Genomic DNA, 15,562 nt, shown 5'->3' with positions numbered 1-15,562 from the left:
GCACCGCCCTTTGGGCCCCACACGGAAGGCACACCCGTTTCACGGAAGGGCTGGTGGCCCAAGTCCGGTCTATATAACCTGAGTTGCGATGTGAAGATCGTAAGGAGATCGGACATGGCAGCAGATGCCCCCGATGGGCAGGTTCCGGACGAAACCCCGCGCGGGCAGCGAGTCCTCGACCTCCTGGACAAGGCGATCGACCTCCAGAGTCCGTTGGTGCGCAGGAACATCACCCGGGCCCGCCAGCGGAACCATGAGGCGACGCCCGCGGACGTGATCCGCACCTTGGAGCGCATGTACGTCAGCGCGCTGACCGGGTCGGGGGCCGCGGTCGGAGGGGCCGCGGCCGCGCCGGGCGTCGGCACGGGAGTCGCCCTGGCACTGTCTGCGGGTGAGACTCTCTCCTCTCTCGAACTGAGCGTCCTCTTCGCGCTCTCCGTCGCCGAAGTCCACGGAGTCCCCCTCGCCGAGGTCGAACGCCGCCGGACGATCGTGATGGGGATCATGCTCGGTGGGAGCGGCAACTCCACCATCACCAAGGTCGCCGGGACCACGGGCAAGCACTGGGGACGTCAGATCGTCGCCAAGGTGCCTGTCGAGACGTTGCGTCAGATCAACAAGGTGCTGGGCCCGCACTTCATCACCAAGTACGGAACCAAGCAGGGGATCATCGTCCTCGGTCGAGTGGCGCCGTTCGGCATCGGCGCCGTAATCGGTGGCGGCGCCAACGCCACCCTCGCCACCCTGGCGGTGAGGGCCGGTCGGCGCGCTTTCGGCCCGCCTCCCGAGTCGTGGAACGACTGACGTCCGATGAACGTCGGTGAAAGGCTCCTCGGCGGGAAGGCCAGGGGGACGCACGCGCCCGAGGCAGCGCTCGGTCCCCGGTGGCCGGATACGGGACGAGGCTGGGCGACGAGGGCGACTACGCTGCGGTGATCCTGCGACGAATCGACTCGAGCCATCCTTGCAGGGACATCCCTTGCGGCGGCAGGAGGTCGAGCCCCAATGCCGTGGTCGCGGTCCGGAGTTCCTGGTCCGACGACACCATTTCCAGAAGCTCACCGATCTCCTGGGCCGCCTGTACGCGGTCCTGCGGATCGGCTTCGCCGACGTACTCGTCGAGGGCCTCTTCGCGGGACTCGTAGATGTAGGAGAAGTCCCGGTGGAAGTAGGCGCCGAGCAGCTGACCCAAGGACGGGAAGCGCTCGTTCCATTCCCAGGAGCTCTGCGGGTTCGCCTGCGGGGTGTGTGAGGGGTCGCGCAGGAAGCGGTGAAGGTGGGCCTTCACCACGCGAAGACAGTCCTCAACGCTCGTACCCATCGGTGGACGGATGTGCGGGAGGTGTTCCACCTCGTCCGCGATCTCCTCGGAGAACAGACCGACGGAGAGCAGGTCGTCGATCTGCCGAACCGCCGTCGCGGCGCGCCCGGGGTCGCGTGCGGCCATCCTGAGGTAGGCGGACAGGGCGGGTCCCGGAGCTTCTGCGGTGTCGGAGAACGTGAAATCCACGTGGGCGTAGGCCGCCAGCAGGTCGCTGAGTTCGTGGAATCGTTGCCCTGGCGGAAGTGCCTGACTCATCAACTGCTCCAAGGATGCGTGTTACGGCTGGGGGAACGAGGTGAGGACGCGGTAGCCGGACGGTGCCGACGGGTCGGCCTTGAGGATCACCCGGACTCCCTTCACCCATTGCGTGGGCTGCCCGTGAGTGAAGTCGTAGCGGGTGAGATGCAGCCCCGTGTACTCGTCGAACTTCGCTTCCAGCCGTAGTGGCCCTTTGGCGCCCTTGGCCAGCCACTCCGATATCTTCCGCTGATTGCTTGCGAGGGTGAGAGTCTTGTCGGTGAATTTCTGTGCCGCGTCGACGTCCACGTAGCGTGAGTCCGCGGCGAGGTCGGCATCATTCCGCAGACGCTTGCGCATGCCGTCGATGGTCTTGTCGACGTGTTTGTCGATGGTATGGGCCTTGCTCCTGCCTCCGAGGCTCTTGCCCTCGTCGCCGCGGACGTCCGCACGGTGCTCGGGCTTCGTGCGCCCCTTCCGTTTGCTCCTGGGCCACGCGTTGTAGTCACCGCCGGAGCCGTTCGTGGCCCCCAGACCCATGAGGACGAGACCGGCCGAGCCCAGGACACCGGCGGTGAGGGCGGCCTCGGCAGTGAGGGTGCCGGCCACTCCACCTCCCGCGAGCGCAAGCCCGCCGGGCGGAAAGAGTGCCAGCAGGGAGAGCAGGAGGAGTGCGAAGCCGAGATGGACCAGGAAGGTGTCCAGCGCGTCGAGCAGGTGCAGCGTCCGGATCGACCTGCCTTCGGGCCCCGCCTCGCCGAACCCGTGCCACAGCAGGAAGGTGCCCAGGGCCGCCGCTCCCAGTGCGGTTCCGATGCGGAAGCGGTGCGCGGCCAGCAGTTCCGCCACGGGTTGCGCCGTCACGGCCCGCCATGTGCGGAGCAGGACGGTGAGCTGGTAGGCGATCCAGGCGAGGGCGGCGATGCCGAAGCCCATCAGGATCTTCGGTCCCGGGCCGGTGGTGAAGAACTCCTGGAGGCCGGCCGTGGCCTTGAACGTGCCGACGCCCAGGTACAGCAGTGAGGGCACCACGAGTACGCACGGGATGAGCAGGAGCCACCGGTCCCGGGGACGACGGGATCTTCGGGCTGCCTCCCACCACGTCCTGAGGTTGACCTCTCGCCAGGCTCGCGGGTTGTCGGACGCGTCCATCCGAGCGGTGATCACGGCGACCACACGTCGGAGTTCTTCGGTGTCGTCGGCGGGTGCCGACGTGGCGGCGTACAGCAGGGAGCGTCGGAGCCTGACGTAGCGCAGCCCGATCAGCAGGCTCCAGGGCGGTCGCCAGGCCGTGTAGCGCAGCAGGGCCGCCACGCTGTCCCCATCGGCGCTTTCGGAGGCGAGCAGTACGCCGGGCACCGCCGTCCTGCCCCGGTGGAGTCGGCGCAGGTCGACGACCAGGGCGATGGCCAGGCACACCAGTGGTGCCGCCCATGCCTTCGCGTCCAGGTCGTCGAGCCATTGTTTGGCCTGGCTGCCCGGTTCCCGCGCGGCGTAGTTGTTCACCGTGTGGTGGAAGGCGGCCACGGCGACGGGGACCACCGACAGCAGGCGTGCCCACCCGCGTGCACGCCACAGCACGCCGATCCCGAAGCCGGCCAGGGTCGACATCACCAAGTGCTCGAAGGTCTCCGTGGCCGGAGGACCGGCCGTGGCCAGTTGGCTGAACGGCGCGGGCAGCCAGGACGTGAGCACCTGGCCAAGGCCCGGAACGTAGGGTGGCGACAGGCTGTCGGGGATGATCCAGCCCTCGCCGCGCACCATCGCCCGGTCCGCGTCCAGGCCGAACCGGAGGACCGCCTCCAGCAGCCCGAATCCGGCCCCCAGCGCCCCACCCAGGACGGTGAAGTCGGTCAACCCCCATTGTCGGCGAATCCGGAGGCTGCACCCCGCCAGCAGCAGCGGGGTCACCTTGATCAGTTCCTCCACCCACGGCGCCACCGTGTAGCTGGTGGTGTTCACCACCGTGATCAGTGACTGCCCCGACTGGTCCGCGTAGAGACGGGTGTATGCCAGCTGCACCAGCGCTGTGGTCACTCCACACGCGTACGCCCCCACCGCGAGAGCGAGCAGCACGGTCGACAGCCGCACCGACCGGGTCGGCCACGAAACGGCGTACAGCTGTAACACGCCCCATACAGCCGCCACCGCCATCATCAACGTCACACCAGGCCCCCCGCCGGAACAACCATTGATTCGCAATCGTGAACTCGATGCTATGGAGTTAACCGCCACCACAGCAAGCGACTTGGTACACATTGCGTCCCGCTCGGCCCGGAGAGCAACAGGCCGCCGATGCAGTGATCTCTCCGAGAGTCACGGGGACCGGCTGGCAGGATGGGACGCGGGCCGTGGGGCCCGGTGCGCAAGTGGTGAGGGAGTGAGCCGGGAGTGACTGCTGAGGGGACGCCGGGGGTGGGGTCGGGGGCCTCGCTGGACCGCGTACGGCTGCTGAAGGATCTCCAGGTGCGGGCCCGCCTGCTGGAGGACGACCTGCGGGCGCGGACCGACGACGAGCCGGAGTTCCGTACCGCGCTGCGCGCCGAGTACGAGCGGGCGGTCCTCGCGGAACGTACGGCGGCCATGTACGAGACCTGGCGGGACGACCGGGTCGTCCAGATCGCCGCCGCGTGGGTGCTGGCGTGTGTCTTCGTCCGCTTCAGCGAGGACAACGGGCTGATCCCGGACGCCTGGCTCTCCGGGCCGGGTGAGCGGCTGGCGGAGGCCGTGGACCGGCACGACGCGTACTTCCGTGCCCACCCGGAGAAGAACGACCGCGACTGGCTCCTCGACGCCTTCGACGCGCTGGGTTCCTCACATCCGACGGCTGCCGGGCTCTTCGACCGTGGCCACAATCCGCTGTACGAGGTGACGCCGTCGTACGAGGCCGCGTCCGCGCTGCTGGCGTTCTGGCGGGAGCGGGGCGCGGACGGCGAGATCGTCCACGACTTCACCGACCCCGAGCTGAACACGCGGTTCCTCGGTGACCTGTATCAGGACCTGTCCGAGCATGCCCGGAAGACGTACGCACTGCTCCAGACGCCGGTGTTCGTCGAGGAGTTCATCCTCGACCTGACGCTGGAACCGGCGGTGGAGGAGTTCGGACTCACGCCGGCGTGGAAGCACCGGCCGGTGGCCTGGGACGGGGAGCTGTGGGACGACGGTCCCGGTGGTGAGGAGGTCGTCCGGGGGCTGCGGTGCATCGACCCCGCGTGCGGGTCCGGGCACTTCCTGCTGGGGCTCTTCGAGCGACTGCTGGGGAAGTGGCGGGAGGTGGAGCCCGGGACTGAGCCGTGGGCGCTGGTGCGGCGGGCGCTGGAGTCCGTGCACGGGTCTGACAAGAACCCGTTCGCCGTGGCCATTGCGCGGTTCCGGTTGCTGGTGGCCGCGTTGAAGGCGGGGGGTGTGCGGGAGTTGGGGGCGGCCCCTGGGCTTCCGATTCGCGTTGCGGTGGCGGACTCGTTGCTGCACGGGCGGGGGGCGGAGACGGTGACGGAGTCGCTGGACACGCTGTTCGCGGAGAACGAGCCGTTCTACTACCGCACGGAGGATGTGGAGGAGTACGCGCGGGGAGTGGATCTTCTCGGGCGGGGGTCGTATCACGTGGTGGTGGGGAATCCGCCGTACATCACCGTCAAGGACGCCAACGAGAACAAGAATTACAAGGCCGCGTACGACGCGTGTTATCGGCAGTATGCGCTGTCGGTGCCGTTCGCTCAGCGGATCTTCGAGTTGGCGGTTCGGGCGGGGGGTGACCATCGGGATGGGGGGTTCACCGGGCAGATCACTGCCAACTCCTTTATGAAGCGGGAGTTTGGGAAGAGGCTGATTGAGGAGTTCTTTCCGAGGGTTCAGCTTACGCATGTGATTGATACATCCGGGGCTTATATTCCGGGGCATGGGACGCCGACTGTTATTTTGGCGGGGCGGAATCAGGTGGCTCGGCGTCATGAGATCGTGCGGGCCGTGTTGGGAGTGCGTGGTGAGCCGAGCCAGCCGGAGGACCCGGAGAATGGGCTAGTGTGGCGGGCGATTACGACACAGGCGGGAGTGCCGGGGAGCGAGTCGGACTGGGTGTCCGTTGAGGACGCTAGCCAAGGTCGCTTCAATGGTCACCCTTGGTCCCTCGCAGGTGGTGGCGCAGAAGTCGTGCAGAGGCGTATGGAGGAAGCGGCTGCCTCGCGTCTCGTCGATGCAACTGATTCCATTGGTTTTGGCGCAGTCACACGATCGGACGACGCCTACCTGCTGGGAGGGGGGCCACTAAGGCGCGCTGGCGTTCCCAAGGAACTGACAGCCCCTGTGGCCGACGGTGAGACCACTCGCGACTGGGTAATCAGCCATGCCGAACAGGCGGTGTGGCCGTATGACCGAAACGCCAATCTGGCACCAAAGAGTGGCCCCGAAATCGATCGACTCCTGTGGCCGAACCGCGTAATTTTGCGAGAGCGCGTTGCGTTCGGAAAAACGCAGAGCGAGCGAGGGCTGACTTGGTATGAATACTCGATGTTCTTCCGTGGGCGCTACGGCGGTCAAACACTTTCGTTCGCGTGCGTAGCCACCCATAATCATTTTGTGCTGGACCACGGCCCTCACGTGTTTAACAGGCACTCACCGGTCATCAAGTTGCCGAAAGGGGCCAGCGGGGAGCAGCATCTAAAGTTGTTGGCCGCTCTGAATTCGTCAGCTGGCTGTTTCTGGCTAAAGCAAGTGTCTCACGACAAGGGAAGTCAGTCAGGAACCGGCGGCTTCATGCACGACGAGTGGGAGAGGTTCTACGAGTACACCGGCACCAAGTTGCAGGAGTTTCCGCTTCCTCAGCAGCTTCCCTTCACCCAGAGTCGCGATCTTGACGCCTTCGCCCAGGAGTCAGCCAAGCACGAACCTTCCGCCCTCAGCCATGACAAGGTCCCGGCCCGCGCATACCTCGACGAGGCGCGTCGCGCGCAGGAGCGCCTCCGCCGGCAGATGATCGCGCTGCAGGAAGAGCTAGATTGGACCGTGTACGGCGCATATGGGCTACTCACCCCCGAAGAAGTAGCGCGAACCACAACCACCGAGGTACCCGAAATCACCCTTGGGGAGCGGTCTTTCGAAATCGCGCTTGCCCAGAGCGGCGCCGACACCGTCTGGTTCGAGCGACACGGGTCTGTTCCAATCACACAAATTCCCGCTCACTGGCCCGAGGCCTATCGCAAGGTGGTCCAGGCACGCCTCGATCTCATCGAGGCCAACAAGGACATCCGGCTCATCGAGCGGCCCGAGTACAAGCGCCGTTGGTCCATCGAGCCGTGGGAGAAGCGCGAGGCCGCTGCTCTGCGAGGTTGGCTGCTGGACGCCGCCGAGCGGGAGGAGTTGTGGTTCGAGGAGCAGGACGGGTACACCGTGCCGCGTCCGCTTACCGTGAACCAGCTCGCTGATGCCCTCCGGCATGACGCGGACGTGCAGGCCGTCGCCGCTCTGTACGCCGCTGATCACCTCGGTAAGCGGGACGCTTCCCTTGCCACCGTTTTCGCCGCCGTCATCGAGGCCGAGCACGTGCCGTACATCGCAGCCCTTCGCTACAAGGACAGCGGGCTGCGCAAGCGGGCCCAGTGGGAGCAGGTCTGGGAGCAGCAGCGGGAGGAGGATCGGACCGGAAAGCGGCTCGATATCAAGGTGCCGCCCAAGTACACCGGTGCGGACTTCCTCAAGCACTCCTACTGGTCGAATCGCGGCAAGCTCGACGTGCCGAAGGAGCGGTTCATCTCCTATCCCGGCGCCTCCACCGACTCCGACACCTCCCTCCTCCTCGGCTGGGCCGGCTGGAACCACCGCGACCAGGCCGACGCCCTCGTCGGACTCATCCGCAACCGCGTCGAGAGCGGGGGCTGGGAGAAGGAAGACCCGCGGTTCGTGCCGCTGCTCGCCGGGCTGCGGGAAGTGATGCCCTGGGTTCACCAGTGGTACGGCGGCCACGACGAGGAGTGGGACGGCAACCCCGCCGAGGAGTTCCAGGCCGCCCTGGACAACGGCCGCACGGAACGGGGTCTGTCCGAGTCCGATCTGACCAACTGGCGTCCCGAGAAGAAGACGCGGGGGCGGAAGAAGAGCGAGTGACATGCGTGAGGGGCGGCCGGTACGCACGGCCGCCCCTCGTCGTCGTATCAGCCGCGCGCGGCCATCTGCACGAACGCCGCCCAGGAGCGGGCGCCAACGGTAAGCCTGCCCTCGCCCGGCTGCTTGGAGTCCCTGACGAAAATGGCCGGACCTACATCGGCGACCTCGACGCACTGACCACCGTCACCCGCGCTGTAACTGCTCTTCACCCAGGTCAGCCCGGCTACCTGATACGTGTCCTTCACAACTCTCCCAAGCGCTTCTCGACCCAGGTCAGCGACTCACGCGGGGTCATGGCCTGCGCTCGAAGAACCCCGTACGTGGACTCGAACCCCTGGACCTTCGTGGGCTCCGTATGGAGGGCACTGTTGCTTTGCACCTCCGTGTAAGCCATCCTGCGCCCTCCGGAAGCGAGGATCAACGTGAATGGTCCCGCTACTCCGGCGTGCTCCTCACGATCGGTCGGCATGACCTGAATCTCGATGTGCCGTTCGTGGCCGATGACCAGCAGTTGTTCCAACTGAGCACGATGCACGTCCTTGCCCCCGAGGGGCCTGAGAAGCACGTGCTCGTCGATGACGAAGCTCATGAGCGGCATGGGCGTGCGGCACAACAGCCTCTGGCGGTCACGACGTGCGGCCACCCGCTGCTCTACCGTCTCGGCGTCCAGAAGAGGGCGCCACATGCCAAAGACCGCTCGCATGTACTCCTCGCACTGCAAGAGCCCATTGATCAGCTGGGTGTCATAGGCGTGCAGTTCCGCTGCCTCGCCCTCAAGGCTCACAAACCGCCGGAAGAACGACGGATACCGAGCCTTCGCGACCTCTTCCTTCATCGCCACCAGCACCCCGCGCGCGCCCACCGCACGGTCCACCGCGTCGACGAGTTCCGGCTTCGGGATGCGCCGCCCCTGCTCCACCGCCGCGATCTGCGCCTCCCCGTACCCGACCCGCTCCCCCAACTGCGCCTGCGTCAGCCCCGCGACCTCCCGCAGCAACTTCATCTGGCGACCGAAGCAGCGCAAGAACTGCACGCTGGAGTCCGGTTCAGCCCCGCCCGCATCCGCTCCCGCGTCCATTCCTGCCTCGCTCCCTCGGCGTCGTCCAGCCACTCTCCGTAACCGGAGGCTAGGACGCGCGTGCGTCAACAGGGGTCACGAGCGGGCAAGTTGCCTCGTGTGAGTGAACGCCGCCCAGCGAAAGCTTTCTTCACTCAACGCTTCGACGCAGCCACGATCAGTGAGCTACCGTCCATCTCAGCATCACCATACAAAGCAGCCCTCACCGACGGATTAGGGCCCGTCGGCAAGGGCTTGAACCATCAGTGGAAGTAGGCCTCCACCGTGATCTACCGGCACTTTATCGCGCCCCCGCGCGCCTTCACCCAGTTCTCCCACGACCTAATCCGGCATCCCCGGCTGTCCTCCGACGCCGTTCGGCTCCTGACCTGGCAGCTCTCGCTCCCTCCCGGCACCCGAGAATCCCTGTCCCGTACGGCTGAACGCGCCCGCATCGGCGGATGCGCCTTCACCCGGGCCAAGCGTCAGCTCAAGGACGAGGGATTCGTGCACGAGCGGCGGCTCCAGGGGCCCGGCGGTCTCTGGGTCACCCAACAGCTCGTCTCCAGCGTGCCCTTGAGCGAGGGCGAAGCCGTCAAGCTGCTCGCGCAGATGCCCGTGGGCCCGGCCGGGACGACCACCACCGAACGCGTGGCGCCGCCGCAGCTCGCACCGGGTCGTCGTTCACCGGCCGTCGGTGAACCGACCACCCCGCCCACCGACGGCTATCCACCTCAAGACCTTGAGGGGAACACCTCCAACCAACCCCCCAGGCCCCCCGCAGAGGCCGGGGCCGAAGCTCGAGCCCCGCAGCCGGACGACGACAACACGCCCTCCGAGCCCCACCTCGCCGCAGCCCGCACCCTCGTCGACACCTTCCCCGCCCTCTCCCCCGACCTGCGCCACATCCCCCGCGCCATGCGCCCCGAGCTGACGCGCCTCACCACCCGCTGGCTGGCCGCCGGGCACCCGCCCACCGCCGTCCGCACGCACATCCTGCGCGGCCTGCCCGACGACGGCACCCCCGTCCACCGCCCCGGCGGCCTCCTGCGCCACCTGCTCCGCGACGTACCGCCCCCGCCGGCCGACCGGCCCGCCACCACGGCGCCAACGCACCCCGACGACCGCCCCACCCGGCAACAATCCCCGGGCCCCCGCCTCTCCCGCCGCCTCGCAGGCACCCGCGAGTGCGCGGGCGACCACGTGCAACCGCTGCTCTTCAGGCCCGTGGCAGACGAGACCCACTGCCCGCGTTGCCGCTGAGCTTCCCCCGGAGACCGTGAACCGCCCCGTACCGGTTCGAGGTGTCGATCCTGGCGACGGGACCTCGTGCCAGCAGGTGGGAGCGCCCGTATGCTGGCCGTGTATCGCTTGCCGAGGTCACACCGAGACTGCCGGTCGGACGAGGAGGTGAAAAGGGAATGAGCGTTGCCATCGACCACACCGGGCCCTGGACCGTCGCCGACGTCCTGGCCCTGCCCGAAGACCGCAACACCCGCTACGAGCTGCTGGGGGAATCCCTCGTCATGTCCCCCGCCCCCGGTGTCCGCCACCAGCGGGCCTCGTTCCGCCTCCACGTCGCCCTGGACGCGGCCGCCCGAGCCGTCGGCGCGCCGGTGGAGATCCTGGAGGGCGTCAACGTAGTGCTGCCGTCCGGACTGGTCGTGCCCGATCTGGTCGTGGCCGACATCGGCGCGACCGCCGACGACCCCGTCTCCGTCGACATGGACGCGGTCCAGCTCGTCGTCGAACTCGTCTCCCCCGGCAACAGCACCATGGACCGCAAGGTCAAGCCCATGCTGTACGCCGAGGCCGCCGTCCCGCACTTCTGGCGCCTGGAGTTCGACCCCGCCCCCATGCTTGTCGTCTACGTTCTGCAAGACGGTCGCTACGTAGAGCGAACCACGGCACTCGCGGGTACGACCAGCCACCTGGACGCCCCGTTCCCGCTCGCGATCGATCCGGCTGACCTCTCGCGGCAGTAGAGCACCGCGGAGACGAGGCAGCGCGGGAACCGCCCGCGTTGCGGCTGAGGGCGGCGGGGTCAGCCGGCGACCCGGGGCACGCCGCCCTTGCGGCCCACGCCGAAGGCGATGCGGTAGACGTCCGGCAGGTCGATGCGGCCGTCGCGGCGGCGGCGCATCACGCCCAGTGCGATCAGTTCCTCGATCAGCAGTTGCAGGTCCTCCGGGTAGCGGGGGCCGGTCCGAACCTTGATCTCGTCGTCGTCATTCTGGGGCTCGTAGCGTTCGGCCAGCTTGCGCAACTCGTCCGCGAGGTGGAACTCCTGCCAGAGGGCCTCCACCTTCGCCTGCTCGATGGGTACCTGGTGCCCGGCCAGCGGTCTGATGGCCGACACCACCCACGGCATGTCCTCGCTGACCTCCGTCACCCGGGTCTCCGACGCCTTCTGGACCCCACGCCGGATGCCCTCGTGGTGCAGCGCGTACTCGTGCCCGGCGTACTGGCCTCGGGTCTCCGACAGCGCCTTCTGCAAGGCGCTGAGGAAGCTGCGCGGGCTGACCTGCTCCACGCCGTCCATCAGGTGGTTGGGCAGCCAGGTGAAGGTGTGGCCCTTGCGGAAGTTCGAGCCCATGTAGGGACCGGCGAGCTGCGTGAACTGCTCCGACTGGAACTGCTCGTCGCCGCTGAGCAGCGGTGGCGGGACGTGGCGCCTGCCGGACGCCTCGCTCTGCCAGCCGCCCGTGAGCTGCCGGAAACGGGCGGCCAGCTCGCTGTCGTGGTTGCCCAGGGTGTGGAAGAGCAGGCCGTAGAGGTTGGCGCGGGACCACGTCAGGGCCGCCGCGTTGGAGGTCAGCTTGGAGGCGTCCGGGAAGTGGAGCAGTGCGCCGTCGTACATGTCGGGGCGGATGAAGACCTTGAAGCGGATGCTGCGGGTCCCGAGGCGCATGGCGAGCGCCAGTTCCATGATGCCGCCCACCAGACGGTCGGCCTGGGCACGGACCCGGTGCAGGTGCTCCAAGGCGTCGAAGAGGATGAGGTGGGTGACGCCCTGCTGCCGTGCCTCCTCGTCCACCTTCTGCACCGTGCGCTCGGCCGCGCCGGGGTTGGCGCGCACCCACCGGGCCTTGTCCCGCCACTCGGGCAGCTCGCGCAGCTCCGGCTGGCCGAAGGCGGTCAGCAGGACGGCGTACCAGAGGTCGTACGGACGGATGCTCTCCTCGACCAGTTGGCGGAGGGTGCCCGGACCGGGGTAGAGGTCGTGCTGGAGTGCGGCGCCGAAACCCTGCGACACGGTCACCCGGCGCAACCGCTCGATGCCGTACTCCTGGGCGGCGACCTCGCGCAGCGACTCGTTGAGGAGCGAGCGGTACCAGAACGTCTTGCCGACGCCCCGGCCGCCGCGGACCACCGTGCTGTCGACGTACAGGGCCGCGCGGTGCGTGTCCGGGGTGAACAGGCTCTCGACCCTCGGCTCCACCGTGTCGGCGTCCGACGCCTCCGGGAGGGCGCCGGCCAGAAGCTCGCGGTACTCCTCGACGGTCAGGGGGGTGGTCATCGCGGTCCTTCGCTGGTCTGCGGGTCGGCGGTGATCAGGAGCGTAGCGGTGGGGAGGAAGTCCCGGTACGCCGCCTGCACGAAGGCCCGGTCCTGCCACCCGGGGGCGGTGACCAGGTCCAGGCCGACCAGGCCCGGCTCGAAGAGGATCGGGACGGGGTGGTGCGGGGCCGCCTCGTCCTCCAGGGAAGGGGAGAAGGCGTCGGAGCCGTACTCGTCGGACCCGGCGGGGACGTCGTCGTAGAGCTGGGCGAAGCACTCCCAGGCGTGCTCGCGGAACGACTGGAGGTAGGCGCCCTCCGGCGAGTCGGGGACCATCGAGGCGACCATACGCAGCTTCTCGCGGACGGCCGGCGCCTGTCCGGAGGAGAGCCAGGCCGCGAAGAGGTCGCCGTAGCCCTCCCAGGTCTGCGCGTTGTCCGTGCCGAAGAGCAGGGCCAGGTCGCACAGGCGGGAGATGGCGACCGCGGCGATGTCGTGGATGCCGGCGCGGCTGTCCAGCAGGACGATGTCGGGGCGGCGTCCGCTGTCCCCGTCCCGGGCGACCGCGTCCTCGCAGGCGCGTACGGCCTGTTCCAGCCGGTCGGCGAAGTCGGCGCCGGGGACGTCGGCGTAGGTGCGGTTGAGCTTGTCGACGTAGGCGTAGGGGACGCCGGGCGTCCCCCGGCCGCGGGCCGGTGCCACCCACAGCTCGCCCCGGCCGCCTCGCGGTGTGTAGCCGGAGCGGATCACGTGGTCCAGGCCCTCGGCGTTGCCCACGGCGGACTCGACGAGGTGGTCGATCACGCCGTGCGGGGGGAGGTCCGCCCCGGCGGCGACCAGTGTGCCGACGCCCGGGGACTCCAGGTCCAGGTCGACGACGAGGACCACGTGCCCCTGGTCGGCCAGGTGGCGGGCCAGGACGGCGGTCGCCGTGCTGCGGCCCACGCCGCCCTTGAAGCCGTAGAGCGCGGTGCGGTGGGTGCGGGAACCGTCCGCTTCGGGTGCGGGCGTGGACACCTGCGCCCAGTCCTCGCCCACCACGGTGTTGTCGAGGATGCGGACCCGGCCGGTGGGCCGCTGCGGGTCGGGCACAGCCCGCTCCGAGCCCAGCAGGGTGTCGGCCGAGAAGAGGCCGGAGGCCCGCAGGAGCGGGCGGTCGGAGGCGTAGGGGCCGAGGTCGCGGGCGAGCCGGGGGCCGTAGTCGTCCTCCAGGCTCTCCAGGGGCGGTGGGAGCGGCTGCGTACGGTCGTCGACGAGGAGCGTGAACCGGCCCAGCACGTCCCGTACGGCCAGCACGTCGGTCCCGCCGGCCGCCAGCTCGTGGGCGAGGGCGAGAGCGCGCGGGCGCGCCTCGGCGAAGCGGACGGGTCCGCCGGCCGGTTCGGGGGCGTCAGTCACGGCAGCCTTCCGGTGATCAGGGCCTGTTCGTGCAGGGCGATGAGCTTCTCGGCCACGGTACGCCGTCGCCCCACGTCGCCCTCGACGACCTCACTGCCGTCGAGGTAGCGGTGTTCGACCGACCATGCGGCGAAGGCGGACAGGCCGCCGAGAGCCGTGGTCAGAGGGGACGCCGTCCTGCCGTGCGTCAGGAGGGCGACGTCGGTGGCGACCCAGGGCAGGTGGCCGTACTTGTGCGCGGGCTTGCCGGTCTTCGGGTCCCTGAGATACGGCATCTTCGACCGGTCACCGCCGGGCTTCACGGGGTCCATGGTGACGGCCGTGAAGCGGAGCAGCAGGCTCTTGAGGGCGCATTCCACCGCCACGCCGAAGTGGTGGTCGGCGTTCGGCAGCCGTGCCGCGTCCATCAGGAAGACGGCGTCCTCGTAGTGGCGCGTGGCTGCGTGGGCGAAGTGGTGCTGTTCTGAATTCACCGGCACGGCACGGATCTTAGGGCTCACGTCACTCGGATGGCCCAGCTCCGGTGCACGCACGGGATCGTCACCCGAACGTGTGGTCCATTCCGGTCCCTCCCCGGCGAGTGCGGTGGGAAACGTAGCGTCAGGTGGCTGCGCCCGCAGCGGGCGGGAGGTCGCAGGCCGGCAAGGGAGAAGGTGGCATCGGGTGAGCGCGGGCACGGGTGACCGGGGCGGACGGTTCGTCGAGGGCGCCGACGGCGGGCGTCAGGGCAGGGGGAAGCCGGGTCGGAGCGCGGTGACCGGTGGAGGGGCGGTGATGTTCTCCGACGCCCCCGGGGCCGGTGGGGCACCGTCGGCGGCTCCCGCCGCGGGGCGCCCCGGTGCGGTCGGTGGCGGGGCTGCTTCCGTCCCGCGGGCTCGGCCCGCCCCCCGTCCCCGGCCCGGCGGTGTCCCCGCCGGGCACCTGGGCGCGGGGCGGTGGGGGAAGATCGCCCAGCGGATCGTGCCCGACGACCTCCAGCCCGACGTGCTGCGGCTGGAGCTGACCGAACTCGGGGACGCGTTCCGCGCGTACCAGCGGCGCCCCGAACCGGACCTCGCCGTCCTCGCCGACCTCCACGACCGCAAGGCCCGCGCGTTCGCGTTGTGGGCCGACGTCACCGAGGACGCGTCCCTGCGGGAGGAGGCCGTACGGGCGGAGGCGGCGGCGCGGACCACCCGCGAGATGAACGCGAACCGCCTCGGCATCGAGGTGGACGGGGGCGGGCCGGTCGTCCAGCGGCTGCTGACCCGGGGGCAGGGCGCCCACGCCCGTGGCGTGCTGGAGTATGTCCGGGTCCACGCCCCGCTCCCCGGGGCCGAGGCGCGGCTCGCGGTGCTCATGCTCTCCCTGCGGGCCGCGCGCGCCGGCACCGGGAACGTCACCGGGCAGGATCTCAGTGGCTGGTTGCAGGGCGATGCCGAGCGGGTGCTCCAGGATCTCGTCGACGTCGGCTGGCTGTGTCTGCCGGAGGGGGTCGACGCCGCCGACGCGCTGGACTCCCGGCCCGAGGAGCCCACCCAGGTCACCGTCCCCTCGCTGCTGCCCGCCGGGCCGCGCCCGCTCCCTTTCGGCAAGGTCACTCGGGCGCGGTTGTCGGGGTGGGCGCAGAAGGTGGTGGGCGACCGGAAGCTGCGGAAGAAGAAGGCGGGCGCCGCCACCCGGCTCCTCGCCGTGTACACCGCCGCCCACAGCCGTCCCGACGGGCGTCTCGGTGAGCGGGTCGAGGGCGCCGAGGGCGCCGAGGGCGATGGTGTCGGCCTGGACGCGGTCGCTTCCTTCTGTGGACTGCGGCCCGAGGACGTCACCGAGCACGCCGAGTTGCTGGTCGCCGCGGGCTGGCTCACGGAGGCCGACGCCGCCGGGGGCAGGCTGCGAGGGCGGCTCGGTGAGCGGATCCTGCCGCTGAGCGGGCTGGTGTGACCGACCACCCCGACAGACGGTGGACC

12 protein-coding genes are annotated in these 15,562 nt (G+C 69.3%); 5 read left to right on the top strand and 7 right to left on the bottom strand.

Annotated features, from left to right (window positions below; translation table 11 throughout):
* Positions 1 to 114: 114 nt before the first annotated feature.
* Positions 115 to 804 (top strand): hypothetical protein, encoded by a 690-nt coding sequence (locus SAM23877_RS21705; RefSeq protein WP_053135762.1) that lies wholly within the window; start codon positions 115 to 117, stop codon positions 802 to 804.
* A 118-nt stretch (positions 805 to 922) separates the two neighbouring features.
* Here SAM23877_RS21705 and SAM23877_RS21700 read toward each other — a convergent pair whose 3' ends face one another.
* Positions 923 to 1,579, bottom strand: a complete 657-nt coding sequence (locus tag SAM23877_RS21700; protein WP_053135759.1) for a contact-dependent growth inhibition system immunity protein — start codon at positions 1,577 to 1,579, stop codon at positions 923 to 925.
* Positions 1,580 to 1,600: 21 nt separating this feature from the next.
* Positions 1,601 to 3,598: an RNase A-like domain-containing protein gene (locus SAM23877_RS21695; RefSeq protein ID WP_244902986.1), complete on the bottom strand. Its 1,998-nt coding sequence runs from the start codon at positions 3,596 to 3,598 to the stop codon at positions 1,601 to 1,603.
* Between the two features lie 354 nt (positions 3,599 to 3,952).
* Here SAM23877_RS21695 and pglX point away from each other — a divergent pair, with 354 nt between their 5' ends.
* Positions 3,953 to 7,660, top strand: coding sequence for a BREX-2 system adenine-specific DNA-methyltransferase PglX (gene pglX / locus SAM23877_RS21690; protein WP_107408668.1), 3,708 nt, complete (start codon positions 3,953 to 3,955; stop codon positions 7,658 to 7,660).
* Between the two features lie 47 nt (positions 7,661 to 7,707).
* Here pglX and SAM23877_RS21685 read toward each other — a convergent pair whose 3' ends face one another.
* Together SAM23877_RS21685 and SAM23877_RS21680 are read right to left on the bottom strand one after the other, a co-directional pair.
* Positions 7,708 to 7,905, bottom strand: coding sequence for a DUF397 domain-containing protein (locus tag SAM23877_RS21685; RefSeq protein WP_053135753.1), 198 nt, complete (start codon positions 7,903 to 7,905; stop codon positions 7,708 to 7,710).
* On the bottom strand, positions 7,902 to 8,738 hold the full coding sequence (locus tag SAM23877_RS21680) for a helix-turn-helix domain-containing protein (RefSeq protein ID WP_079030347.1): 837 nt from the start codon (positions 8,736 to 8,738) through the stop codon (positions 7,902 to 7,904). Before SAM23877_RS21680 ends, SAM23877_RS21685 begins: the two co-directional genes overlap by 4 nt.
* 264 nt (positions 8,739 to 9,002) lie before the next feature.
* Here SAM23877_RS21680 and SAM23877_RS21675 point away from each other — a divergent pair, with 264 nt between their 5' ends.
* Both SAM23877_RS21675 and SAM23877_RS21670 read left to right on the top strand, forming a co-directional pair.
* On the top strand, positions 9,003 to 9,980 hold the full coding sequence (locus SAM23877_RS21675; RefSeq protein ID WP_053135751.1) for a hypothetical protein: 978 nt from the start codon (positions 9,003 to 9,005) through the stop codon (positions 9,978 to 9,980).
* Between the two features lie 158 nt (positions 9,981 to 10,138).
* Complete coding sequence (locus SAM23877_RS21670) at positions 10,139 to 10,702, top strand: Uma2 family endonuclease (RefSeq protein ID WP_053135748.1); 564 nt, start codon at positions 10,139 to 10,141, stop codon at positions 10,700 to 10,702.
* Between the two features lie 59 nt (positions 10,703 to 10,761).
* On the opposite strand, the gene SAM23877_RS21665 is transcribed toward SAM23877_RS21670, so the two are convergent.
* From SAM23877_RS21665 to SAM23877_RS21655, 3 genes are read right to left on the bottom strand one after another with little or no spacing between them, the layout of a single operon-like run.
* Positions 10,762 to 12,237 carry a hypothetical protein gene (locus tag SAM23877_RS21665; RefSeq protein WP_053135745.1) on the bottom strand — a complete coding sequence of 492 codons (1,476 nt, stop codon included), beginning with the start codon at positions 12,235 to 12,237 and terminating at the stop codon, positions 10,762 to 10,764.
* Positions 12,234 to 13,616, bottom strand: a complete 1,383-nt coding sequence (locus SAM23877_RS21660) for a KGGVGR-motif variant AAA ATPase (RefSeq protein ID WP_053135741.1) — start codon at positions 13,614 to 13,616, stop codon at positions 12,234 to 12,236. Before SAM23877_RS21660 ends, SAM23877_RS21665 begins: the two co-directional genes overlap by 4 nt.
* Positions 13,613 to 14,095, bottom strand: coding sequence for a hypothetical protein (locus tag SAM23877_RS21655; protein WP_053135738.1), 483 nt, complete (start codon positions 14,093 to 14,095; stop codon positions 13,613 to 13,615). Before SAM23877_RS21655 ends, SAM23877_RS21660 begins: the two co-directional genes overlap by 4 nt.
* 184 nt (positions 14,096 to 14,279) lie before the next feature.
* On the opposite strand from SAM23877_RS21655, the gene SAM23877_RS21650 reads away from it, so the two are divergent.
* Complete coding sequence (locus tag SAM23877_RS21650; protein WP_053135735.1) at positions 14,280 to 15,536, top strand: hypothetical protein; 1,257 nt, start codon at positions 14,280 to 14,282, stop codon at positions 15,534 to 15,536.
* The last annotated feature ends 26 nt before the right edge of the window (positions 15,537 to 15,562 follow it).

The sequence above is a fragment of the Streptomyces ambofaciens ATCC 23877 genome (assembly GCF_001267885.1).
Taxonomy (GTDB): Bacteria; Actinomycetota; Actinomycetes; order Streptomycetales; family Streptomycetaceae; genus Streptomyces; species Streptomyces ambofaciens.
This window is presented reverse-complemented; position numbering and strand designations above follow the sequence as displayed.

What these genes read in the sequence shown, in the direction of transcription:
- SAM23877_RS21705 (WP_053135762.1), top strand. Translation starts at nt 115, where the DNA reads ATGGCAGCAGATGCCCCCGATGGGCAGGTTCCGGACGAAACCCCGCGC.
- SAM23877_RS21700 (WP_053135759.1), bottom strand. Translation starts at nt 1,579, where the DNA reads ATGAGTCAGGCACTTCCGCCAGGGCAACGATTCCACGAACTCAGCGAC.
- SAM23877_RS21680 (WP_079030347.1), bottom strand. Translation starts at nt 8,738, where the DNA reads ATGGACGCGGGAGCGGATGCGGGCGGGGCTGAACCGGACTCCAGCGTG.
- SAM23877_RS21670 (WP_053135748.1), top strand. Translation starts at nt 10,139, where the DNA reads ATGAGCGTTGCCATCGACCACACCGGGCCCTGGACCGTCGCCGACGTC.
- SAM23877_RS21665 (WP_053135745.1), bottom strand. Translation starts at nt 12,237, where the DNA reads ATGACCACCCCCCTGACCGTCGAGGAGTACCGCGAGCTTCTGGCCGGC.